Genomic DNA, 22,166 nt, shown 5'->3' on the forward strand with positions numbered 1-22,166 from the left:
CCGTCGTCGCCAGCTAACGAATAGGCGAGCTCTCACCCCGCACGCGCTGCGCTCCCTCTCGTTCTTACGGGGAGAGGGTTGGGATGAGGGGCAGCCACGCCCACCGACCGTGCGGAGGGCCCCCCTCACCCGGATTGCATCTAGCGATGCAATCCGACCTCTCCCCGCAAGCGGGGCGAGGTTGCACCGCGCTCGCCGCAGCCTCTGTGCCCACCTCGGCCAGATAGCAACTGATGCTGCTGCCCCCTCCTCCGCCGGACTCCTCCCGCCCGCCATCCTCACCGCGGACTCCCCCTCCCCATGACCATCGAAGTCATCGCTCTCTTCGTCATCCTGTTCGCGCTGCTCGCCGGCGGGCTGTGGATCGGGCTCACGCTCGCCTTCACCGCCACGCTGCTGCTGGCAATGTTCCGCTCGATCCCGCTCGACAAGCTGCTTCCGCAATATGCCTGGAACATCCTGACCACCCAGGAGCTGCTGGCGCTGCCGCTGTTCATCCTGATGGGCGAGCTGCTGTTCCGCACCCGGCTGTCGCGCTCGCTGTTCCAGGGCCTGGCGCCATGGGCCGGGCTGCTGCCAGGCCGCCTGCTCCACGTCAACGTCATCGGCTGCACCATCTTCGCCGCGATCTCCGGCTCGTCGGCGGCGACCACGCAGGTGATCGGCCGGATGTCGCTCAACGAGCTGCTGCGCCGCGGCTATTCGCGCGACATCGCGATCGGCTCGCTGGCCGGCGCCGGCACGCTCGGCTTCCTGATCCCCCCGTCGAACATCATGATCATCTATGGCGTGCTCGGCGATGTTTCCATTCTAAAGCTCTTTACGGCCGGCGTGCTGCCGGGTCTCTTGCTGGCCGGCACCTTCATGGGCTGGGTCATGCTGCACACCACGCTGAAGCCCGCGATGGTGCCGAATGCCGAGGCACAGCTGTCGCTTGTGCCCTGGGCCGAGCGCTTCGCAGCCTTGAAGGATCTGGCGCCAGCGCTGTTCCTGATCGCCTGCGTGCTGGGCTCGATGTATGGCGGGCTCGCCACGCCATCAGAGGCCGCCGCCGTCGGCGTGCTCGGCGCGGCGCTGGTGGCGTATTTCCAGGGCGCGATGTCGCAGCAGGTGGTCCGGGATGTGATGATCGGCTCGGTCATCACCTGCTCGATGATCGCGCTGATCGTGCTCGGCGCCTCGATCCTCGGCAATGCTGCGGCGTTCCTCGGCATTCCGCAGGCGGTGGCCGCTTTCGTCAAGGGGCTCGGCCTGTCGCCGTTCATGCTGATCGCCGTGCTGATCGTGTTCTATCTGATCCTCGGCTGCTTCCTCGACGGCTTCTCGATGATCGTGATGACCCTGCCGATCGTGCTGCCGATCGTGAAGGGCGCGGGCTTCGACGAGGTCTGGTTCGGCATCTTCCTGGTGCTCGCGGTCGAGATGGCCCAGATCACGCCGCCAGTCGGCTTCAACCTGTTCGTGATCCAGGGCCTGACCGAGGACGGCCTGGGCTATATCGCCCGCGTAACCGCCCCCTATCTGATCATCATGATCGCCTTCGTGCTGCTGCTCACTTTGTTCCCGGGCATCGTGACGATCCTGCCCCGGCTGCTGTATGGGTGAGCCGCCGTGTCAGGCCGCCTGCATGTTGTCGAGGAATTTTTGGACCTCGGCCTTCAGCCGCAGGCTCTCGCCGGACAGCGCTTGCGCCGAGGCGAACATCCGGTTGGAGCTTTCGCCGGTCTCGCCCGCCCCGCGCGCCGCGCTGCGGATGTTGTTGACGACCTCGGCGGTCCCGCTCGCGGCCGAACGGACACTCTGGGTGATATTCTGCGTGGCCGCGCGCTGTTGCTCGACCGCGGCCGAGATCGATGCGGCGATGCCGTTGATGCGCTCGATGGTCGCGCCGATCGCCTTGATGGCGTCGACCGATTCCTGGGTCACGGTCTGCATATTGGCGATCTGGCTGGAAATCTCTTCGGTCGCGTTGGCCGTCTGCCCGGCGAGCGTCTTGACCTCCTGGGCGACCACCGCGAAGCCGCGCCCGGCATCGCCGGCACGGGCGGCCTCGATGGTGGCGTTCAGCGCCAGCAGGTTGGTCTGCTCGGCGATCGAGGTGATCAGCTTGACGACGTCGCCGATACGGTTGCCGGCGTCGGACAGCTCCTTGATGCGCTGGTCGGTGGCGGTAGCCTGGTTGACCGCCTCGGCCGCGATCGCATTGGATTCCTGCACGCGGCGGATGATCTCGGCGATCGAACCGGACAATTCGTCCGAGGCGGCTGCTGCGGTGCGGACGTGCTCGGACGCAGTCTCGGAGGCGCCGGCCGACTGTCCCGACAGGTCGGCGGTGGTGCGCGCGGCCTGGGTCAGCTGGCGGGCCTCGCGTTCGAACTCGCTCGCCGACGTCAGCACGTTCTCGATGATGCCGCCGATGCTGGCCTGGAACGAATTCACAAAGCGCTGCAACTCGGTCTTGCGCTGTTCGACGGCAGCCGCAGCCGCGGCCGCCTGCTCCTCGCGCATCCGCCGCCGCTCGCCGGCGGCGCTGCGGAAGAACATGAGGCTGCGGGCGATCTCGCCGATCTCGTCACTGCGGTCGTCGGATCCGATTTCGACGTGCTCGCGGCCGTCGGCGATCGCCGTCAGGGCTTCTGTCACAGCGGTCAATGGCTTGGTGACGCGCCGCACGGCGAGCATGGTCAAGCCAAGCACCAGCAGAGCAGCGATGGCGGCGGCGACCATCATGGTCTGCATCACCTGCGACAGCATGGCGTCGAGCTCGGCCATGGGCACGCCGACATAGAGAATGCCGATGACCTTGCCGGCCGGATTCGTCACCGGGAAATAGGCGGTCATGAACGGCTTGCCGAACAGGACCGCCGGGCCCTTATAGGCCTCGCCACGCCGCAGCAGCGGCTGCGCAGGATGGTCGGCGGCAAGCTGGGTGCCCACCGCGCGGTCGCCATTCTCCTTCTTCACATTGGTCGAGCGCCGCACAAACTGCCCGTTGTCATCGACGACGAACAGCGTGGCGCTGCCACCGACATAGGACGTGGCGCGATCGACGATCGCATGGTCCTTGATGTCGGAAATCGTGGGGACCTCGATACGGGTGACCGCGCCGTTCTGCATGCTCACCTTGGCGTCCTTGAACGTCTCGGCGAAGGTCAAGGCGAAGGTGCGCAGATTGCCTTCAATGTCCCGCTTGGCACGATCGGCGAAATCGGACGACAGCGACCAATAGGCGGCACCGACCACGAGAGCTGTATTCAAAGCGATCACGACCGCGGCGCCGATCAGCGCCTTGGTGCCGAGCTTCAACTTGAGAGACACGTCAGAAACCTTCTGGGGAACTGCAACTGAATCTCAAACTGCCCGTAGTTGGTTTCCAACCAGTTATTTTCCGGCGCGTAGAATACCCTCGTGCCTCCTTGAAAACGGCAACCAGATACCTAGTGATGTCTTTTTCCCCCATCGTAGTATGGTTTCGCGAGAGCCTACGCCTGTCGGACCACCCGGCGTTGCATGCAGCGGCCACGTCCGGCGCGCCCGTCATATGCTGTTACGTTTACGATACTGAGAGTGCTGCGCTTCGCCCCCTCGGCGGCGCGTCGCGCTGGTGGCTGGCGCAATCACTGCGCGCGCTTCAAGACGAGCTCGACGCGCTTGGCGTCAAGCTCGTGATCCGGCGCGGACCTTCGGCGAAGGCGATCAGCGAGCTGGCGCGCGAGGCGAGCACGAGCGCGGTCTATTGGAACGATGTGGCCCAGACCGGACCGCGCGCCGTGGCCGCAGAGGTCGAGGCGGCGCTCGATGCGATCGGCGTCAAGTCGCGTGTCTTTGCCGACGACCTGCTGATAGATCCGGCCGAACTGCGCGGCAAGGATGGCCGCGGTCCGCGTGTGTTCACGCCATTCTGGAAGCGCGTGCTCGCCCTGGGCGATCCGCCGAAGCCGCTGCCCGTTCCGGTGCGGCTGTCGTCGCCATCGGGCGTTGCGAGCCTCACGGTCGACAAGCTGGCGCTGGAGCCGACCAGCCCCGACTGGGCCGGCGGTCTGCGCACGACCTGGCGCGCCGGCGAGCGCGCCGCGCAGGCGCGGCTGGCAAAGTTCCTCGAGACCACCGTGCGCGGCTACGCCGCCGATCGCGACCGGCCGGACATCGAGGCAACCTCGCGCCTATCGCCGCATCTGCGCTTCGGCGAAATCAGCCCGCGTCAGATCTGGCACGCGGCGCGGTTCGCCGCCGAGCAGCAGCCGGCCTTCGCGCGCGGCATCGACAAGTTCCTGAGCGAGCTCGGCTGGCGCGAGTTCAGCCGCCACCTGCTGTTCAACAATCCTGACCTCGCAACCCGCAATCTGCAGCCCTCCTTCGACGCATTTCCGTGGTCGCAGGATGCTGCGGCGTTGCGGGCGTGGCAGCGCGGGCAAACCGGCTATCCGATCGTGGATGCCGGGATGCGCGAGCTCTGGCACACCGGCAGCATGCACAACAGGGTCCGCATGGTCGCAGCCTCGCTGCTGGTCAAGCATCTCCTGATCGACTGGCGACTCGGCGAACAATGGTTCTGGGACACGCTGGTTGATGCCGATCCCGGCAGCAACCCGGCGAGCTGGCAGTGGGTGGCCGGCTCGGGCGCTGACGCAGCCCCCTATTTTCGCGTCTTCAATCCCGTGCTGCAGGGCGAGAAGTTCGACTCCAGCGGGACCTATGTGCGACGCTGGGTTCCGGAACTGGCGCGGCTTCCGGCCGCCCTGATCCATCAGCCCTGGGCGGCCAAACCGCTCGAGCTCGCCGAGGCCGGCGTCGTGCTCGGCCGCTCCTACCCGGCGCCGGTCGTCGATCACAGGCACGGACGGGAGCGTGCGTTGGCCGCCTATGCGAGCCTGCGCACAAGTGATTAGTTGCGGTGCGCTTTGACAGCCGGCAGAATCCAGCTATCGTTGCCGTGTTTCCAACACATCGGGGGACCGATATGGACGACACTCCACTCTCTGACCCTACCGTGACCGAGACCAGCACGCCCGCCGAGCCGCCGAAGGATCCGGTGGTCGCGGCGGCCCCGAAGGCCAGGCGCGCGGCCAAGAAGGCAGCGAAGAAGACCTCCAAGAAGGCTGCACCCAAGCGGGCCGCCGCCAAAGCCAAGAAGGTCGCGACCAAAAAGTCGGCCAAAAAGACCGTGAAGAAGGCCGCCAAGAAGACTGCGAAGAAGACGGCGAAAAAGGTCGCCAAGAAGACGAAGAAGGCCAAGCGCTAATCCGCTTGGTCGGGACTGAAGGCAGCAGGCGATCGCTTGCACTGCCGGTCTCGGCGAAACAATCCAGTGCCCGGTAGTGGGGACGATCTGGCGCTGGATTGTTTCGTGGATTGCTCGATACGAAGACGCTGAGTTTGGACAGCGGCGTCCGCAGAGCTGATAGCGGACAATTGACGATCGCCACGCGGCGATTGGCCGGGTTGCCGCCTCAGGCTGCTGCATTCGGAACATCGTCCCGGGCTGGGCTCCGACCTTTTTCGATGTTCGAAGGTGCGCAACCACCAAGGTAACGATGGGGTTTGGACAGAGGCTGATTGGCTGCCGAAGATTTGGCAAGAGATGCCGTATTGTGCCTCCCTCCCCGGCCCTTTGACGTTAGACTGCGCAGGCGACCTGCTGTCGTCTGCTTCCTTGGAGACACCACATGAGCAAGCTTCCCATGTTCGTCGCCGCCTTGATCCTGGCTGCAGCCACCCTGGTTCCCGCGGCATCGGAGGCCCGCAGTCATCATCGTCACCACCACCACCATCACGGCCTGCCTTACACGATCAGCTTCCTGCACAATTACGGGCCCGGTCCGCTGCCTGGCACCTTCGCCTTCTATGACGGCCCTTCGACCAATCACTGCTACCAGAGCGCGGCGACCTATATCGGCCAGGACCGCCGCCGCCATCCCTGCTTCTGATGGGGTTATCGACGCCGTTGCGGCAGTCTGCGCATTCGGCCGATCTCGAATGTCGTGCACCCGAGCGCCGCGAAGGCTGGCCTTGCCCCGCCAAGTCTGATATCGAGGGCCTCGCCGGTTCGGCCTGCACATTTTGCGCTCGTAGCTCAGCTGGATAGAGCATCGGATTTCGATTGCGCCGACATCGTCCTTCAAGGCGCAACACTCCCCCTCAGTAACACCCCTCCCCGACGGCCAAAAACCCCATGTTTTTCAGGGGATATGGCATAGTGTGGCTCATTGGTGCTATCAATGAGCCGCAGTCCAAAACGCCCTCATTTGTTTACGCTTGGTTTACGCGCGCGAGGGTGCTCTTAGGCTGGGGGAGAGCATCGGATGGCGAAAGGAATGCTCACGGCTACGGCCGTGCTGAAGCTCAAGCCGGGCGAGCACCGGGTTGAGGTGCCCGACTCGGGCGCCCCTGGATTGCGCCTCGTGGTTCACCCGAGCGGGCGCAAGGTGTGGGCGATGCGCTTCCGCCGCCCCGGCGGCAAGCAGGGCAATCTGACCCTTGGACCCCTGGACACGACCGGCGACGAAACCCGCGCTCCGCAGATCGGCCACCCCCTCACCCTGACCGCCGCTCGCGTGCTGGCCAACGAGATCGCCCGGCAGCGCGCGCAGGATATCGACGTCATCGCGGTCCAGCGCAGCGACCGGCACCGCAAGCGTCTCCAGATCGAAGAGCGCAGCGCCAACAGCTTCGCAGACGCGGCGAAGCTCTTCATCCAGGAGCGGACGACCCGCAAGACCGGCGAGAAGCCCCGCCGCTGGATCGAGGAGGCACGCCTCCTCGGCTGGGACTTCTCCAAGGACGAGCCTGCGATCGTCAAGGGCGGCTTGGCGGACCGCTTCCGCGACAAGCCGGTGCTGGACTTCGACGGCGACGAAATCTACGCGCTGATCGCCGAGGCGCGGCGACACGGCGTTCCGGGGATGGCTCGCAGGAGCGCCGCTCCATCCGACGCGCGCGGCCGGCACATGGCCGCCGCCCTGTCCGCCTTGTTCAAATGGCTGCACCGAGAGCGGCGCATCAAGGTCAACCCGGTTCTTGGCCTGAGCAAGCCGCCGAACTCTCCGTCCCGGCGCAGGTTCCTGAGCGACGCTGAGATCAAGAAGTTCTGGGCGGCGTGCACGACCCTCGGCTCCCCGTTCGGCCCCATGCTGAAGCTGTTGCTGCTCACCGGACAGCGGCTGAACGAGATCGCAAGGCTGCACGACACCGAGCTGACGGACGAGGCAATCCGGCTTCCGGGAAGCCGCACGAAGAACGCCCTGCCCCACGACGTGCCGCTCTCGTCGCTCGCCAAGGAAGTGCTGGCGGAGGTGCAGCGCGTGCCGAACAGCAAGTACGTGTTCAGCACGAACGGCCGCGCGCCCGTGAGCGGCTTCTCCAAGGCAAAGTCAAGGATAGACGACCTGCTCAACATCGAGCCCTGGGTGTTCCACGACCTCCGCAGATCGGCGGCAACGGGCATGGCCGAGATCGGCATCCAGCCGCACGTCATCGAGGCGATCCTGAACCACATCAGCGGACACAAGGCGAGCGTGGCCGGGATCTACAATCGCGCTGCCTATGCAAATGAAAAGCGCGAGGCGCTGGAGAAGTGGGCGGAGCACCTGCGGAGGGTCGTGTCGTGAGCGATGAACTTCCAAAATGGGAATGTAATACCGCTCGCGAGAAGTTGGCGATGACCCAATGGGTCAACCATCAGCTCAACATGATGGACCTTGAAGAACTCCAGCGAGACCTCTCTGGTAAAAACGCCATTGATCCCGCGAACTATCTAGAATGGGCGATAGAGCAAGCAGATATTGAACGTGACATTAGACCTTTGAAAGACGCACTGCCCTACCTTGCTCGGTTCTTACGATTGCCAAAGAAGGGACACGGCAAGCGCCTCCCGTCCCGTCAGTACAATCCGACCAAGCGAGCAGCAGAAGACGTCCGGCGCATCCGTGCACTTTGGAAACAGCACTACAGCAAGGTAAAGCGTACGACCGAGCCGTCCGCAGAGAGCATCGCGGCGGACCGGTGGGATACAAACGAAGAAGCCTTGTTCAACGAACTAAAGAAGTCCCATCGCCGAGCAAAATCCCCCAAAAGACCCTAGTCTTCCAGGGGCAGCATCTTTTCCACGTCCGCCGTACTGATTCTCAGACAGCCGCAAGGCGCAACTGAGGACCGCAGGAATGGCGACGGCAGGCAGGCGCTCCGCGCACCATGATCTAGAACTTCCAAATCTCAACAACGCTACGCGCGTCTCAGCTCGCCTAGAGACGGCCAGACCACGAGCCTTGTTCGGCCTGCGCGCGCCCGTCCCGGTCCCCGCAGACGCAAAGTTCATCACGGCCCGCCAGTACTGCGACCGCTTGGGCGGCATCTCGTTTACGACCCTGGCGCGCATGCTCGCTCGCGATCCCGACATGCCCCGGCCGATCTACTTCGCCAATCGCATCCGCTTCTTCGAATTGGCCGCTATCGAGGCGTACGAGCGACTGTGCGAAGTGCGGACTGCTGCGAAGGCGCTCACTGTAAATAGCTGAACTTATGGATGGCCCAGTCGATCCGATCTTGAACGCGTTCTATTCGTTGGCCGGCGAGTTGCTGGCAACTGAGGAAGAGGTACGCCGCAACAGTCGCAAAGCTGCGCAATCAATCCCGCGCGGACCATTCAAATTCTACGCGCTCCCGGCGGATAGCAAGGGACCACACTGAGAACGGCAAGGAAGATGTCAGATCAGACCTTGGATATCCAGCGCGCGAAACTTTTGAAGATGCGCGAAGCCCTGCAGATCCTACTCGGGCAGTTTCGCAATCAGCTCGCTTCGAACATTATCGACCCAAACCTACGCGACACCCTACAGCGCAATATCATAGGCTGCGAGCAAGCTATTGCTCAGGCCGACCCCGTCGAGGTTGCCAATTTTGATCACTGTCAGATCGGACTTATGGCCTTGCGCATGGCTAAGAAGTACAGGGAGATTGCCGGTGACGGAGATGATGGCCTGCCCCTCGTTCCTCCCGATCGGCCGCATTGACCGCGCCCGTAGAGAACGCAGCCAAAGCCCCCTAGATTTACTAGGCGCAGCTATGCGTTTTCTCTGTCTACCCATAAATCACCCGCAAAAATGCAGGTTTGCAAAACAATACGAAGCAGTGAGAACTAGCAAGGGTTAAATCCAAGCGAGGAGAATACACCATGCCCAAGTGGCGGCACACCGAAGCAGCCAAGAGGAAGATCAGCGAGTCGAAGAGAGGCCGCGCATGCAGTCCAGAGACGAAGGCCAAGATATCTGCGACGATGAAGCGGCGGTGGCGCGTCGAATTCAAGCGCATCGACGCAGACACTGAACTGGCTGCAACGAGCGCAGCTTAAGGCCTGCCGCGCACGCGCGGCAGCTAGATCCACCGGCCTGCGCGATCGTACCGCGGATCGCGCCCATTGCATCACCCAAGCCGGAAGCGGTCCATTGCAGTCCCCCACTTAGGTTCAGATCAACACGCGCTGCCGCGTGCGCGGCTCTGCGCAAACGAAAAGCCGCGCCAGGGTTGGCACACCCGGGCGCGGCGAAGTGGAGAATATTCATGAGCAAGAACGATGTATCGGGAAGCGGCGGAGGACGCAAGTCTCCGCTATCGTCGAAGAGGCGCGCAGGCCACACGCTGCCCTTCCTGACGCGCAGAGAGCGGGCTGCTCGCATTGCGCAGCTTCAACTCGCACTCTTCGATTGCAGACGGAACAAGTGGATCGAATTGACGTCGGCCGTGATGGAGCGCTCGTCATGAGGGCTGCGCTTCCATCGGCTGGATCAGGAGCCGAAAATTCCTTCTTGCGATACGCCGACTGGCTTCCCGATCACCTTGATGAAGCGGAGCCGACTTCCGACGTCCTTGTCAGCCGCGTCCGAAGTCCCGCGCCACTCGAACAAATTCGCGCCGAGCCCCCTCACAATCCAGCTAGCACAGAAGAAGTTGGACTTACTGTAGGGTCAGTATCTGCTGTCTCCCTTCTCGACGCCACACCGAAGCGGTACCCCATCGCCATTTCTGACCACAGGATGCCCGTCGCTTTCTTCAACAACGAGCGGGGGACCAAACTGACTTCTGAGGAAGTGACGCTCGGCGAGCTCGCCGAGCGCATATGGTCAGCGGAGGCTCCGACAAAGCAGCAGTTGCCCCTCCTTAGGGGCAGTCGGTTCGGCGACGACCGCAATCCCAAGACACGCAGCCTACGGCACAACGCGAACGTGCTTTCGTTCAGCATGGTCCATCTTGACTACGACAAGGAACAGATGTCGTTCCAAGATGCGGTAGCTCGGCTGAAGGCCGCCGGCATTCGCGGAATAGTCCACAGCAGCCCAAGCTATACGACGGACCGGCCAAGGTTGCGCCTGCTTTTACCAACTTCCCGCGAGCGGCCGCCGTCAGAGTACGCCAGCCTGTCGCGGGCGGCGGCCGCAAAACTCGACATCGAGGTCGGACCCGAGAGCTATACGCTCTCGCAGGCATTCTACTACGGCACGGCCCGCAAGATCGAGATCAGCAAAGGCGTCTGGGTGGACGGGACTCCGGTCAGGACCGAGATCGTCGATGGCGACTTCGCCGATATCGTCTTGGCCGACGCCTGCTCGTCTCCGGCCGAAGTCGGCTCACCACAGCGCGAACGCGGCCGACCGCTCAAGAACACCGCTCCGGCGGACCGCGCGGAGGTCGAGCGTGCATTGGAAGTCATTGCAAGCGACGACTACCAAGTATGGCTCAGGATCGGCGCTGCCCTGCATGACGAATTCGGGGACGAAGGATTCGACCTATTCGACCGATGGTCGGCGAAGTCCGACAAGTACGACAATCGCGAAGTCGAGCGAAAGTGGGAGGACTGCAAGGAGCTGACGCAATGCACGATCGGCACGGTTTTCCACTATGCAAACGAAACCTGCCCAGACTGGAAGCGGCGAGAGGGAGCGTCGCGGCCGAGGTGGCGGGAGCAGTTCAAGACCGGTGAGCCGAAGCCCACGCTGCACAACGCCCGCGTCGCGCTCAACGCGCTCGGGATCAAGTGCAAGCAAGATGTCTTTCAATCACGCCTCTTCATCGGCCACACGGGCGAAGTCTCGCACGAGGTTCAGCAGTTGGCCGGAGAACTATCGGACGACGCGATCATTGCCTTGCGTAGAATAGCGTCCGATGCTTTCGGCGCCAACTTCGGCAGCGAGGTGATGCTGGACGCGGTCCGGTCGATCGCGATCGATCACCAGTACGATCCCGTCTGCGATATGCTGGACGAGGCAGAAGCCGCGTGGGACGGAGAACCCCGCCTGGATCGTATGGCGGTGGACTACCTCAACGCCGAGGATACACTGGTCAACCGAGCATTCATTCGCAAGACCATGATCGCCGCGGTCCGGCGGGCGAGGCATCCAGGCTGCAAGTTCGACAACATCACCGTTCTCGAGAGCCCGGAGGGCTGGAACAAGAGCGGCTTCTGGCGGGTCATCGCCGGGGACCAGTTTTATTCCGACGAGAGCATCATCGGCCGGCAGTCCCGCGAAATTCAAGAACAACTCTCGACGGTATGGATCCACGAGAATGCCGAACTCGCGGGCATGAAGAAGCAGGAAGTCGAGACGGTGAAGGCCTACGCGAGCCGTCAAGAAGATATTGCCCGCCCAGCCTACGGTCGGGTGGTCAAGCGGCAGCCCAGGCACTCGATCGATGTCGGCACGACGAACGCAGACACCTACCTACAATCGCAAACGGGAAATCGCCGGTTCTGGCCCATCAAAGTGCTCGCCCCGATAGATCTGGACAAGCTGAAGCGCGACCGGATCCAACTGCTCGGGGAGGCCGCAGCCTACGAGAAACGCGGAGAGGCGATCACGCTCGATCCTTCACTATGGAGCGCAGCAGGTGTCGAGCAGGATGCGCGCCGCATCCGTGATCCCTGGGAGGATATCTTGGACGACATGCCGACGCATGCGTACATCGACCAGAACGGACATGCGGAACATATCCGCGTCCGTCCGGGAGAGCAGGAGCCCGTCGGCGCCGTTCGCATAATTCATGTTGTTGGCGACCGGCAGTGCGTCGCCACCGCAACGTTGCTCCAGCACGTGCTTCAGGTGCCTCGCGAGCGGCAAACGCAGACGATAACGATGCGGCTGAGCACAACCATGAAGCAGGTCGGGTGGGAGCGCCACCATGACAAGCTGGTCATCGACGGGCAGCGTGTTCGAGGCTATTGGCGCTCTCTGCCCCAACGTGAGGAGTAAGGCCTACTCCGTTCGCCCGGCCTGCGCGCCCGACCCGCCCGACCGCGCATCCATAGGTCGGGCGGCAAAAAATGACGACAGAACAGTAGCTTGCCCAACCCGCCCAACCTCGCCCGGCCTGTGCGCCTATAGTCCCTACGAATTGGGATCGCCGCTTTCCTGCACAGTCGTGCGCAAGCTGCATCCGTAGTAAGTCTTATATAATGGTTGGGCGAGGTTGGGCGGTCGGGCAAATGACTGCAACGGCTACGATTTTTCTCGCCCGACCTGTGAAGGCGTGGTCGGGCGAGGTCGGGCGGGCAAAGCCCTCCCCCGCATTGCAGGCAGACGTCAGCGTTCTCGGATACTCGGCACGGAGCGCGACGGTGCGTCAGTCCCCAGCCCTATGGCTCTCCCCGGGCACGAACTTCCAAAACCTCAAGCCAGAAAGAAAATGAGCCCTGGCCCCCGCCCGCGCCGGGGCGTCAGATCGCATTAGGAGCCCACCGGCGCGACTTCGCTGCCCCTGGCAGCACAACCACCCCACTGCTCCTGTACCGCGCTCCTCCGAGTCCCGTAGCACCGGCATGGCCAACCAGATCGCATTAGACGCGCGCCGGTGCGTCTTCAGCGTCCCGCCCTTGGTGATGTGACCCAGAGCGAAGCGCCGCGCCCACCGCGCCTATGCGCTAATCGCCAGGGCCGCATCCGACGCGATGCAGCACCGCGTTCGCTGCGGTGTACGGAAAAAATGGCAACCGGCAGAACGGGTCAACCCTGGTCGCTATGTCTCAACGGAGCCCCACGATGAAGCCCGCAGTCGCCTACGTCCGCGTCTCCACCGGCAGGCAAGGCAAGTCCGGCCTTGGCCTGGAGGCCCAGCAGGCGGCGCTCGCCCGCTTCGCCGAGGCCGAGGGCTACGAGTTCGTCCAGTTGTTCACCGAGGTTGAGACCGGTAAGGGCGCTGACGCCCTTGAACGCCGCCCGCAGCTAGCCGCCGCGCTCAAGACGGCGAAGAAGCACAAGGCGCCGATCATCGTGGCCAAGCTGGACCGGCTCTCCCGCGACGTGCACTTCATCAGCGGCCTGATGATGCACCGGACGCCCTTCATCGTGGCGGAGCTCGGCGCCGACGCCGATCCGTTCATGCTCCACGTCTACGCAGCCCTCGCCGAGAAGGAGCGCCGCCTCATCAGCCAGCGCACGCGCGACGCGCTCGCGGCCAAGAAGGCGCAGGGCGTCAAGCTCGGCGGCCTCAACGCCAAGGGCATCGCCAACCGCGAGGAGGCACTGCGGCGCGCCGAGCAGTTGCGTCCCGTGCTCGCCGAACTCGCTGGTTTGTCCCCCGCCAAGATGGCATCGGAGCTCAACGCGCGCACCATTCCTGCACCGCAAGGCGGTCAATGGCACGCGGCGACCGTCAAGAGGGTGCTAAGCCGCCTCTCCTCTTGAAAAAAGGTAGTTGAAAAGGCAAACGCCCAAGGTAGTTGGCCGACCGAGTCCGCCCCGACGAATTCGGGACGCTTGAGCATCCATCGTAGCTTCGACCCCTTGCCTTACAACTAGGCAAAGCTAAATTGAGGCCCAACCTTCTTCCAATCGGATAGTGAATGACCGCTCGCGCCGACCTCGCACCGAAGACGCGCCTCCTTGTCATGGATATCTTGCAGTCCCTCGGCATGGATGTGTCGAAATGGGCCGACATGAAGGGTGGGGCTACCCGTGCGGCCAGCAATCCTAAATACTGCTACAACTGGTCTTTCCTTCAACCAGGCGAATTTGTCGTCGCCTGCCTTTGGTATGAGAGCCTCAAGCAGCGCAGCGGCGAGCTCTATTACGAGATCAATCGAGGCAAGTGGATTAAGCCTCGAACCGAGCCCGGAACTGGCAGCTCAAACAAGCGAGCAAACGATTTTGACCAGCATCTCTGGCTCGCCTACAGCGAGGCTCTTCCGCTTCGCGTCATATTCGTTGATGGCCCACAGTCCGATGGCACTAAGCCGTCTAAGGTCAACGCCCGCCGACTCGACGACACTGCTTGGGCAATCACTGAGTACGACCTCGCCACCGGTCGCTGCGTTATGGTTCGCGGTACAGCGCCGCTCCCAGTCAAGATTAGCGCAGAAGATCTTGAACTGTCTGGCTTCGAGGGCACCGAGAGAAGCCGATTTGTAATCCATCGCCGACGCGAAGGTGCGATGCGCCGGGCGAAGATAAGCGAAGCACTCAGCAAAACTGGCAAATTGGTCTGTGAGGTGCCCAAGTGCGGATTTGATTTCGAGGCTCGCTACGGCAGCTTAGGTAAGGGTTACGCTCAAGTCCACCATTTGACTCCTCTCCACAAGGCTCCTCCTGAGGGGCGCAAGATAAAGCTGTCGGACCTGGCTATCGTGTGCGCGAACTGTCACGCAATGATCCACGCGGGCGGAGAGTGCCGCGAACTTGCTCGGCTCATAAGATAGTAATTGGGTTTCCGACGGCTCTGGGAGAAGAGAGATGAAGGATGTACGCGAGTGGAACGAGAACGACTTAGATGACCTAGTCGCAGCGGACCAAAAGGAAACGACCACCCTCGACTACAAGGGTTCGGCGGCGCTTGCCTTTAAGGACAAGACCCCACTCAAGAACTCAAAAGGCACCCTCGGGGAAAAGCACCGACATGATCTGATTTGCGACGTCGCAGCGATGGCCAACGCGGAGGGTGGCCTGATAATCTACGGCATTAGGGAGCGCAACGGCGGCTACCCTGATGGGATTGACGACGGAGCGGACCCCAAGATGGTCAGCGCCGAGCAGATCGAGCAGATCATCCTATCCAACATCAATCCGCGCGTAGAAGGCTTCGTCGTCCATCGAATAGACTTGAATTCCAAAGGCAAGGGATCATGCGCCTTCGTTATCTCCATCCCCAAGGCGCATAAGAACGCACCGCATCAGGCGGATGACAAGCTGTACTACAGGCGCCACGATGCGACCAAACTCGTCATGGAAGACAATGAGATCCGTGACATGATCGCTCGCAGCCTAGAGTTCGGCAAGAAGTTTGGTATTGCATGGGACCTACTCCTCGAGATTCGCCGGATCGTAGCGGCGGCAAAAGCGCGCCAACAAAGCCGTGCTATTTCTGGCGGGGTTCCTGGAAAAGATCTTATGATCACCGTATCCCCAAGCTTACGCTCCTCGGGTGTCGCGGTTATGTCGTTCCCTCAGCCTCTCCGCATGAAAGCCGCGAGGCTCATCAACACCGTAGATGAGTACAATTCCTTGGTTGAGCTCTCTGATGGGCAACATGTGCTCGCAGGAGCAGCGCAATTTGTGACGCTACTAAGACAGCTGGCGCAGGACGGAGAGGAGATCTGCGCGGGACTAGAGGAAATCCTCAAAGACCAGCCGTAAAGGAGAGCTGAGACGCTTCGGAACAAGCGAAGATGGCCCTGGGAAAAGGTCCAGGGCTCTGTAGCATAGGGTAAAATCTTTATATCGATGAGGTGATTGCCAAGGAGCTGATTTGCCCGTTAGGCGGCAATCATGCAGCAGGTTCGCAAATCAGTCACTGACATTTCAAGCACCAACCGCTCCCGCGTGACGAACGGGACGCGGCTGCTCATGGGGGTTGATGGCCGGAGCGCTCAGGCGCGGCGCTTCCGGGACCTCGTCCGGAGCTACGAGAGCGAGTTCGAGAGCACAACGGAGGCAGATCGCAGCCTGATCAGGCAGGCGGCCCTCTTGGCCCTCAAGAGCGAGCACCTGCAGGCGGCCGAGGTCCGGGGCGAGGCCGTAGACGCCGACACCATCACCAAGCTAGCCGGCCAGCAGCGGCGCGTCCTGGCGGACCTACGGCGCAAGGCGGAGGCTCAGGCGCCTGCGCCGCTTTCCATCCACGAGCACCTGTCCCGCCACGCCGAGCCCGCGCACGACGCGGAGGAAGCTGAGGACTGATGGCCAAGGCGACCAAGCCCAAGACCGGCGGGCCGCGCGCAAGGGCCAGTCTAGCGCCCCCCAGCATCATCACGGCCATGGACGATCCGGCGCTCTTCGAGCCGTTCTTCCGAGGGGAGTCTTGGGACGGCTGGCGCGCCGTCCTCAAGGCGGCCTACGGCCTGCCCATGTCAGACCCCGAGCACGCCTTCTTCCGAACCGTGGCGGGCGACCGCGCTCCGCCGCCTGACAGGGTACGGGAGATGTGGTGCGTCGTAGGCAGGCGCGGCGGCAAGGATGCGGTGGCCTCCCTTATCGCGGCCTCTGCCGCCGCGCTCTTCGACCAGGAAAACCGCCTGCGTCCAGGCGAGCGCGCCCTGGTCATGTGCCTCGCCTGCGACCGCGCCCAGGCCAGGATTATCCTCAACTATATCCGCAGCTACTTCACCGACCTGCCACTCCTCGCGGGCATGGTGACGCGGGAGACCGCCGAGGGGTTTGAGCTGAGCAACGGCGTGGACGTGGCGGTGGCCACCAACAGCTTCCGCGCCGTGCGCGGCCGGCCTATCCTGCTCGCCGTCTTGGACGAGGTGGCGTTCTGGCGCGACGAGAACACTGCGAAGCCAGACGAGGAGCTCTACCGCGCCATCACACCCGCCATGGCGACGCTGTCCAACAGCATGATCATCGGCATCAGCTCGCCTTACCGAAAGTCCGGGCTGCTCTACAAGAAGTTCAAGAGCCACTTCGGCAAGGACGGCGACGTCCTGGTCATCCAGGCGCCGACCCGCACGCTCAACCCGACCATCCCCCAGGAGATTATCGATCGCGCGCTGGCCGAGGACCCGGCCGCCGCCTCGGCCGAGTGGATGGGCGAGTTCCGCGACGACATCGGAGGTTGGCTGCCGCTGGAGGTCATCGAGTCCGCCGTGGACCAGGGCGTCATGGTCCGACCGCCGCAGCCCATCCACATCTACCGCAGCTTCTGCGACCCCAGCGGCGCGCGGGGCGACAGCTTCACCTGCGCCATCGCGCACGAGGAGTACGGCAGCGCCGTGCTCGACTGCCTCATCGAGATCAAGCCGCCGTTCAATCCGATGGAGGCGATTGGGCAGATCGCGCGGACGCTGCGCGAGTACGGCCTGAACGAGACGACGGGCGACCGCTACGCGGCCGAGTTCAACGTCGCCGCGTTCGCCTCCTGCGGCATCACCTATCGCAACTCGCCGCGCGACCGCTCCGCGATCTACCAAGACGTCCTGCCTCTCTTCACGTCGGGACGGGTGCGCCTGCTCGACAACCGCAGACTCGTCTCGCAGTTCGCGGCCTTGGAGCGCCACACCTCTTCGGTCGGGCGAGACCGCATCGACCACGGCCCCGGCGGCCACGACGACCTGTGCAACAGCGCGGCTGGCGCGCTCATCACGGCGTCCGCCGCCGACCGCCGACCGCAACTGCTGTTTGGCTGACCAGAGAAGGAGAAGTCTGATGAACACCAAGATCAACGAACACAGGCCCACCCCCAAGGGCATCGAGCCGTACAGGCACTCGTCGGGCACGGTCCGCTCGCCGAACGACGCCGGGGGCGAGGTGCCGCGCAACCAGTACAGCAACCAACAGCCTGCCAAAGGAGAGCAGAAATGATGTCCCACACGATTAGCCGCATCCACGCCGTCTCGGTTGACGCGCCGAAGTTGGCCTACGTCCCGAACAACCTCAACCCGAACGCGCTCGTGGACGCCCTGCGACGGCTCAACCTCATGGTGCCGACCGGCCTTGCGGCCGCGGCGGCGTCGGGCGGCGCGCTGCGCGCCAGCGGGCACGCCTACACGATCCAGGAGGTGGACGCGGCGCTCGCGCGTACGGACCTCGGCATCGGCGATCGCCTCAAGATCAAGGCGGCCATGGATCGCAACGGCATCTTGAAGCGGTGAGGCGCGAAGCACCAAACGATACTTAGGAGCGGATTGGAGCATGGGCATGATTTTCAAGACCAAGGCAAGGGAAGCGACGTTGGCACCACAGGCGGAGGCCAGACCGGACGGGCGGGAGCGGCTGCGCTTCTTCGCGGACGAGCTGGTCAAGGCCAACGAGGCCGTGGCGGAGCTGGAGGTGCGCCTGGATCGGCTCACCGGCATCATCCAGGACGCCGAGCTGGCGCAAGCCACCCTGCAGCAGGCCATCGCCGAGGACGGCGGCGTGGGGCTCGCCGAGTACGCCGCAGGCAGGGCCCAGGACAGCGATATTGCCCAGCTCGTCCAGGCCAAGGAGACGACTGCCAAGGCTGCGGCCGCCGCCCGTGACGCCGTACCCAACGTCCAGAACATGCTCAGCCGTGCGCGCAACGAGGTGGCGCGCCTGGAGCAGCAGAAGCACGACGAAGCGCTCCGGTACCTGAAGCAGCGCGCGGACCACGTTGCGCTCCAGTACAAGCGCATCTTCGACGCGCTCTGCCGCTCCCACGACCAACTCGTCGGCATCTCCGCCGCGCTATCCGCGACCGGCGAGCACGGCGGCGAGATCAGGATGAGTTCGACGCCCATCCAGGTGCCCCGCTTCGACCTGCCGTCAGTCGCCGATCCCAACGAGTTCCTGCCGACCATGACCCACCGGCCTGCAGACATCGCGGTGGAAGACGCGACGGCAAATTGGCTGGAGGCGCGCAACCGCCTGAGCCAGGACACCGAAGCCAAACTGGACGACCTCATCGGCCCTGCAAACGAAAGGAATGACGACGATGACCGTGCTCACTGACCTCAAGGCGCTCAGCCTGAGTCAAAACGCCAAGACTGTTGTTGCGGCCAAGGGGGCCGATCTCGCAGCCCTGCTATTGCTCGCCCAGCAACACACGATCGAGCTCCAGGCAGTCCTGAAGCAGATCATCGCCCATCATCCGTCAGGCGGCGGCGACGCATCGAACTACGCAGCGCTCGGCGCGGTACTCGCACAGCTGGCATAGCTCCGGATTCAAAAAACGCGCCTCAGACTTGGAAATTGGACCTGCGGCGTGATCAGATCGGCGCAGATCTACGCTGCTCTATCTACGACATATGCTGACTAAAATGGCTCACTACCTACCTTCTCTCCGGCAGTGTTAGGCGACAAAAGATCTGCGACTTCTTTCAACAGCACGCGAACCTTAAGCCGATCGAGTTGGTTGATGGCGTGGCGGATGCGGTCCACTTCAAACTCGCGACGACGAAGCGATGCTGCATCACGACGCAGGCCGCGAGCCGCTCGATCTAGCAGTTCTTGGCCAAGAGAAGACGTCTTGAGCCTAGCTCCGATTGCTCCTTTGAGCCAAGTATCTAAACCCAGATCCTCCTTCCACAACGCAAGCGTTACGAGAGCAAGCATGGTGCGCTCTAGCGAACCCCGACTTGTATGCGCGGCTGCTTTGAAACCCCACCCCATCAAGAGTTCTCGGCACCGCTCCAAGACGGGATGACTTTCACGCTGTATTGCATCGAGCGCTGTCCCAAAGAGGAGTTCTGGGATTGAGAAGGTCTCGACAAACTGGATTGCCCCGATGTCTTCGGGTATCCAAGAGATCACCGAGATCAGCCCGACGGCATGCTTCTCCAGCTCTTCGGCAACGTAGTCATTTGCGGCTGGCGCTTTTGAAAGAGCGACCAAAAGCATAGTTAGACGCTGGATCCAATGAAGACTGTCGAATGTGAAGTGAGATCTCTTTTCGATAGCGAGGAGGAGCAGAGTCTTTTCCGTGCGGTAGAGCTCCTCTGACCAGGTCTCGAAGTTGCGTAGGACCGCTTCTGCGGCTTCGTCGTCCTCCTTCGCCGCAATGACCGCATCACACAACGAAGTGAGCTGTTCACCCAAAGTATTCGACTTGGTTAGCGAGTAGTACGGCGCCAAGTAGGCGCCATGCGCATTCTCCAGCGCTGTATCTGGCACCTCTAGAAACGCTCTGACCACCAGCTCTACAGAGTTGCGGAGCTGACTTGCAGCAAAGCCTATGTCTCGCTCTGGGGTGCGGAGCAAATCAAAAGTGATTTTGGCAAACTGCTCCATGCCTGTGAGCGTCACTGGGCGATACTGTTGCTTCACAGCACCTACTACCGAAAAGATAGCTATTTTATCCACCAGAGTAGTTGTTTCGTTGGGATCACCAGCGACCAGAATGCTTCTTGCCGCTGTTCCCATTAGCCGAAGTCCTTCCATAGCCAGATCAGGCAAATTTCGCGGAAAGACCTGCTCAACAGCGTCGGTCAGGTAACTCGCTGCAAGCTGAGCATGCTGCTTTGTATCGAACCCAGTAGCCGCATAGTCGATGGTCAAATATGTCTGAACCAGACCGCCGAATGTCGTAAGGATCTGACGAGTGCCTTCTTCGTCTCCACGCCCTATTGAAACGCGCGAAAGTCGTCGCAAGTGCTCAAGCGTATCATTGATGAACGCGTCAGTTGCTTCGGGTATCTCGATTATTGGATTCGCCTGGAAGAACGTTTTTCCTTTTGCTGCCACATAGCTCGCATTTACGAGAACCACGGCCTCTAGTGCACGAGCAGACACCGCGAAATCATCTTGTTCGGCATAACGGCGAGCGAACGATATCGCGTGGGCAACGGCGCGTCTTGCTGTCACCGTCCATTGCGGATTAGCCCGAAAAAACGCTAACCGCGGCAAATCATGCGTTGATCGAGAGTCCTCGCTACCGTCTTTGCCGGAGAAATTCACAAGCGGTGCCATGCGCTCTGCGCGTCGCGCCCACCTTTTCAAGTCCGTTCGTGCATCATCCACCAACAAACGGAGTTGGACAGCTGGATTGATGAGGTCAAGAGCACGCCAATAGCCATATAAGAACAAGATCAAGATCAGCAGCGTTCCCCAAGACGCTGCAACCAGAGCAACGATCGCCCAACTGCTATCTGGAACTATCGAAAGGGCCGAGATAACTATCGCCAATATAAAGGTGCTGGCAAAAGCGCTGAGTAATCTTGGATCTGCACTTAAGCGCCGGAACAATCCATGTGGCATACGGGCAAAATTCAGCTGGACTGCTATCATTACGATAGAAAAGCCGATGGCAGTCGCCCCCACTAGTGCGCCACCGATGGTAGCGAGTAGAGATCGCAGGGCAGCGAAACGCTCGGGATTAAAATAGTCCCCCGTCGATTTCTGGATCACGGGCGCCAGCAAAAAGCTCAAAATCACTGCGAGACCCAACGCAGCGACAACAACGACTCGGGAGTGTCTCTCAACTTTGCTTTGAACGTTGTACCGAAAACGTAACAAGCGTTGATCAAGGATTGCCAAGCATCTCCGCGCTCGTTCTGACGCCTTGGGCCGCCAGGTGCGGTTGAGGTACAGTGCGAGCCCCCTCCCCCGCCTGATCGCTCTACGCGCCCACCGAACGAGTTCCTCCGGTCGCAAGTACGATTTGAGCTGACTGCGCCAACGAAAACGGGGTTTAAGGACCAGAACCTTGGACTTGCCCGCTGCAGCCCTCGGCATCCCGATTTTTCGACATGCCCTCCAGATCGGACGCCACCAGAACTTGAACGAATCGCTCATCACACCCGCCCTCTATGCTCGTAGATGCATGAGAGGCAAAGGTGGTCAAGGATTTCCGATACCGTCAGCCGACCTCAGGAGGCCGTCGTTGACGAACGGAGCCCGACCTGCTCTAAAACCAGCGCTGGGACCGCGGGCGGCGTGTTCGTTTACCTAGCGGTTTACTCAGGAGCATCGATGAGCCGGATTGCCAGTTTGTCGAAACGGCATAAGCTCTTGTTTTCGTTTGGATTGCGCTCGTAGCTCAGCTGGATAGAGCATCGGATTTCGATTCCGAGGGTCGGGAGTTCGAATCTCTCCGAGCGCGCCAGGCCTTTCTTCGCCACCCTTCGCCCGCCATCGCCGACCATCACCGAAGCGCACGATAACACTTTGTAAGATCGTGATTTTTCGTACTGTCGGCGACTGCAGCGTACCATCGGCGATCGCCGGCGAGCTCCACCAGACCGTCCATTTGGCCATCCCTCGATCTGAGTTAGAATCCCCCTGACCTGA

General features: G+C 62.2%; 21 protein-coding genes and 1 tRNA gene. 20 read left to right on the forward strand and 2 right to left on the reverse strand.

Going from position 1 to position 22,166, the window contains the following annotated elements; all coding sequences use genetic code 11:
* Positions 1–300: 300 nt before the first annotated feature.
* The gene (locus BBTA_RS23110) at positions 301–1,605 is read left to right on the forward strand and encodes a TRAP transporter large permease (protein ID WP_012044931.1); all 1,305 of its coding nucleotides are present in this window, start codon (positions 301–303) and stop codon (positions 1,603–1,605) included.
* Between the two features lie 9 nt (positions 1,606–1,614).
* On the opposite strand, the gene BBTA_RS23115 is transcribed toward BBTA_RS23110, so the two are convergent.
* Positions 1,615–3,318, reverse strand: coding sequence for a Cache 3/Cache 2 fusion domain-containing protein (locus BBTA_RS23115; RefSeq protein WP_012044932.1), 1,704 nt, complete (start codon positions 3,316–3,318; stop codon positions 1,615–1,617).
* A 125-nt stretch (positions 3,319–3,443) separates the two neighbouring features.
* On the opposite strand from BBTA_RS23115, the gene BBTA_RS23120 reads away from it, so the two are divergent.
* From BBTA_RS23120 to BBTA_RS23190, 18 genes are all read left to right on the forward strand, one after another.
* Positions 3,444–4,889: a deoxyribodipyrimidine photo-lyase gene (locus tag BBTA_RS23120; protein WP_012044933.1), complete on the forward strand. Its 1,446-nt coding sequence runs from the start codon at positions 3,444–3,446 to the stop codon at positions 4,887–4,889.
* Between the two features lie 101 nt (positions 4,890–4,990).
* Positions 4,991–5,242 (forward strand): histone, encoded by a 252-nt coding sequence (locus tag BBTA_RS23125; protein ID WP_172235939.1) that lies wholly within the window; start codon positions 4,991–4,993, stop codon positions 5,240–5,242.
* 424 nt (positions 5,243–5,666) lie between these two features.
* Entirely contained in the window at positions 5,667–5,927 is a 261-nt protein-coding gene (locus BBTA_RS23130) for a hypothetical protein (protein ID WP_012044935.1), read from the forward strand.
* Between the two features lie 375 nt (positions 5,928–6,302).
* Positions 6,303–7,607, forward strand: coding sequence for a site-specific integrase (locus tag BBTA_RS38235; RefSeq protein WP_012044936.1), 1,305 nt, complete (start codon positions 6,303–6,305; stop codon positions 7,605–7,607).
* Positions 7,604–8,080: a hypothetical protein gene (locus BBTA_RS40215; protein ID WP_148221488.1), complete on the forward strand. Its 477-nt coding sequence runs from the start codon at positions 7,604–7,606 to the stop codon at positions 8,078–8,080. The genes BBTA_RS38235 and BBTA_RS40215 overlap by 4 nt, the downstream gene beginning before the upstream one ends.
* A 184-nt stretch (positions 8,081–8,264) precedes the next feature.
* Complete coding sequence (locus BBTA_RS23140; RefSeq protein ID WP_012044937.1) at positions 8,265–8,513, forward strand: hypothetical protein; 249 nt, start codon at positions 8,265–8,267, stop codon at positions 8,511–8,513.
* 186 nt (positions 8,514–8,699) lie between these two features.
* On the forward strand, positions 8,700–9,008 hold the full coding sequence (locus BBTA_RS23145) for a hypothetical protein (protein ID WP_012044938.1): 309 nt from the start codon (positions 8,700–8,702) through the stop codon (positions 9,006–9,008).
* 161 nt (positions 9,009–9,169) lie between these two features.
* Positions 9,170–9,346 carry an NUMOD3 domain-containing DNA-binding protein gene (locus BBTA_RS41850; protein WP_083780693.1) on the forward strand — a complete coding sequence of 59 codons (177 nt, stop codon included), beginning with the start codon at positions 9,170–9,172 and terminating at the stop codon, positions 9,344–9,346.
* Between the two features lie 682 nt (positions 9,347–10,028).
* Positions 10,029–12,239, forward strand: a complete 2,211-nt coding sequence (locus tag BBTA_RS38240; protein ID WP_012044939.1) for a VapE domain-containing protein — start codon at positions 10,029–10,031, stop codon at positions 12,237–12,239.
* Positions 12,240–13,025: 786 nt separating this feature from the next.
* A complete protein-coding gene (locus BBTA_RS23155; RefSeq protein ID WP_012044940.1) occupies positions 13,026–13,670 on the forward strand; it encodes a recombinase family protein in 645 nt (214 codons plus the stop codon).
* Positions 13,671–13,828: 158 nt separating this feature from the next.
* Positions 13,829–14,680 (forward strand): HNH endonuclease, encoded by an 852-nt coding sequence (locus tag BBTA_RS38245; protein WP_012044941.1) that lies wholly within the window; start codon positions 13,829–13,831, stop codon positions 14,678–14,680.
* Between the two features lie 34 nt (positions 14,681–14,714).
* Positions 14,715–15,614, forward strand: a complete 900-nt coding sequence (locus BBTA_RS23165; RefSeq protein ID WP_012044942.1) for a helix-turn-helix domain-containing protein — start codon at positions 14,715–14,717, stop codon at positions 15,612–15,614.
* Positions 15,615–15,746: 132 nt separating this feature from the next.
* Entirely contained in the window at positions 15,747–16,157 is a 411-nt protein-coding gene (locus tag BBTA_RS23170; RefSeq protein WP_012044943.1) for a hypothetical protein, read from the forward strand.
* Positions 16,157–17,605 (forward strand): hypothetical protein, encoded by a 1,449-nt coding sequence (locus BBTA_RS23175; protein ID WP_012044944.1) that lies wholly within the window; start codon positions 16,157–16,159, stop codon positions 17,603–17,605. Before BBTA_RS23170 ends, BBTA_RS23175 begins: the two co-directional genes overlap by 1 nt.
* A gap of 19 nt (positions 17,606–17,624) precedes the next feature.
* The gene (locus tag BBTA_RS40850) at positions 17,625–17,780 is read left to right on the forward strand and encodes a hypothetical protein (protein ID WP_168167913.1); all 156 of its coding nucleotides are present in this window, start codon (positions 17,625–17,627) and stop codon (positions 17,778–17,780) included.
* The gene (locus tag BBTA_RS23180; RefSeq protein WP_012044945.1) at positions 17,777–18,070 is read left to right on the forward strand and encodes a hypothetical protein; all 294 of its coding nucleotides are present in this window, start codon (positions 17,777–17,779) and stop codon (positions 18,068–18,070) included. Before BBTA_RS40850 ends, BBTA_RS23180 begins: the two co-directional genes overlap by 4 nt.
* Before the next feature lie 46 nt (positions 18,071–18,116).
* Positions 18,117–18,890: a hypothetical protein gene (locus tag BBTA_RS23185; protein WP_148221489.1), complete on the forward strand. Its 774-nt coding sequence runs from the start codon at positions 18,117–18,119 to the stop codon at positions 18,888–18,890.
* Positions 18,874–19,095: a hypothetical protein gene (locus tag BBTA_RS23190; protein WP_041750836.1), complete on the forward strand. Its 222-nt coding sequence runs from the start codon at positions 18,874–18,876 to the stop codon at positions 19,093–19,095. The genes BBTA_RS23185 and BBTA_RS23190 overlap by 17 nt, the downstream gene beginning before the upstream one ends.
* A 98-nt stretch (positions 19,096–19,193) precedes the next feature.
* Here the strand turns inward: BBTA_RS23190 and BBTA_RS40220 are convergent, their stop codons facing one another.
* On the reverse strand, positions 19,194–21,413 hold the full coding sequence (locus BBTA_RS40220) for a DUF2254 domain-containing protein (RefSeq protein WP_148221490.1): 2,220 nt from the start codon (positions 21,411–21,413) through the stop codon (positions 19,194–19,196).
* A 491-nt stretch (positions 21,414–21,904) separates the two neighbouring features.
* Between BBTA_RS40220 and BBTA_RS23200 the strand changes: the two genes are divergently transcribed.
* Positions 21,905–21,981, forward strand: a tRNA-Arg gene (locus BBTA_RS23200).
* Positions 21,982–22,166 lie beyond the last annotated feature (185 nt).

This window comes from Bradyrhizobium sp. BTAi1 (assembly GCF_000015165.1).
Taxonomy (GTDB): domain Bacteria; phylum Pseudomonadota; class Alphaproteobacteria; order Rhizobiales; family Xanthobacteraceae; genus Bradyrhizobium; species Bradyrhizobium denitrificans.

Excerpts from the sequence above, each read along its gene's own strand:
- BBTA_RS23145 (WP_012044938.1), top strand. The coding sequence starts at position 8,700 with ATGTCAGATCAGACCTTGGATATCCAGCGCGCGAAACTTTTGAAGATG.
- BBTA_RS38235 (WP_012044936.1), top strand. The coding sequence starts at position 6,303 with ATGGCGAAAGGAATGCTCACGGCTACGGCCGTGCTGAAGCTCAAGCCG.
- BBTA_RS23185 (WP_148221489.1), top strand. The coding sequence starts at position 18,117 with ATGATTTTCAAGACCAAGGCAAGGGAAGCGACGTTGGCACCACAGGCG.
- BBTA_RS23190 (WP_041750836.1), top strand. The coding sequence starts at position 18,874 with ATGACCGTGCTCACTGACCTCAAGGCGCTCAGCCTGAGTCAAAACGCC.
- BBTA_RS23155 (WP_012044940.1), top strand. The coding sequence starts at position 13,026 with ATGAAGCCCGCAGTCGCCTACGTCCGCGTCTCCACCGGCAGGCAAGGC.
- BBTA_RS41850 (WP_083780693.1), top strand. The coding sequence starts at position 9,170 with ATGCCCAAGTGGCGGCACACCGAAGCAGCCAAGAGGAAGATCAGCGAG.
- BBTA_RS38240 (WP_012044939.1), top strand. The coding sequence starts at position 10,029 with ATGCCCGTCGCTTTCTTCAACAACGAGCGGGGGACCAAACTGACTTCT.
- BBTA_RS23180 (WP_012044945.1), top strand. The coding sequence starts at position 17,777 with ATGATGTCCCACACGATTAGCCGCATCCACGCCGTCTCGGTTGACGCG.
- BBTA_RS40850 (WP_168167913.1), top strand. The coding sequence starts at position 17,625 with ATGAACACCAAGATCAACGAACACAGGCCCACCCCCAAGGGCATCGAG.
- BBTA_RS23130 (WP_012044935.1), top strand. The coding sequence starts at position 5,667 with ATGAGCAAGCTTCCCATGTTCGTCGCCGCCTTGATCCTGGCTGCAGCC.
- BBTA_RS38245 (WP_012044941.1), top strand. The coding sequence starts at position 13,829 with ATGACCGCTCGCGCCGACCTCGCACCGAAGACGCGCCTCCTTGTCATG.
- BBTA_RS23110 (WP_012044931.1), top strand. The coding sequence starts at position 301 with ATGACCATCGAAGTCATCGCTCTCTTCGTCATCCTGTTCGCGCTGCTC.
- BBTA_RS23165 (WP_012044942.1), top strand. The coding sequence starts at position 14,715 with ATGAAGGATGTACGCGAGTGGAACGAGAACGACTTAGATGACCTAGTC.
- BBTA_RS23170 (WP_012044943.1), top strand. The coding sequence starts at position 15,747 with ATGCAGCAGGTTCGCAAATCAGTCACTGACATTTCAAGCACCAACCGC.
- BBTA_RS23120 (WP_012044933.1), top strand. The coding sequence starts at position 3,444 with ATGTCTTTTTCCCCCATCGTAGTATGGTTTCGCGAGAGCCTACGCCTG.
- BBTA_RS23175 (WP_012044944.1), top strand. The coding sequence starts at position 16,157 with ATGGCCAAGGCGACCAAGCCCAAGACCGGCGGGCCGCGCGCAAGGGCC.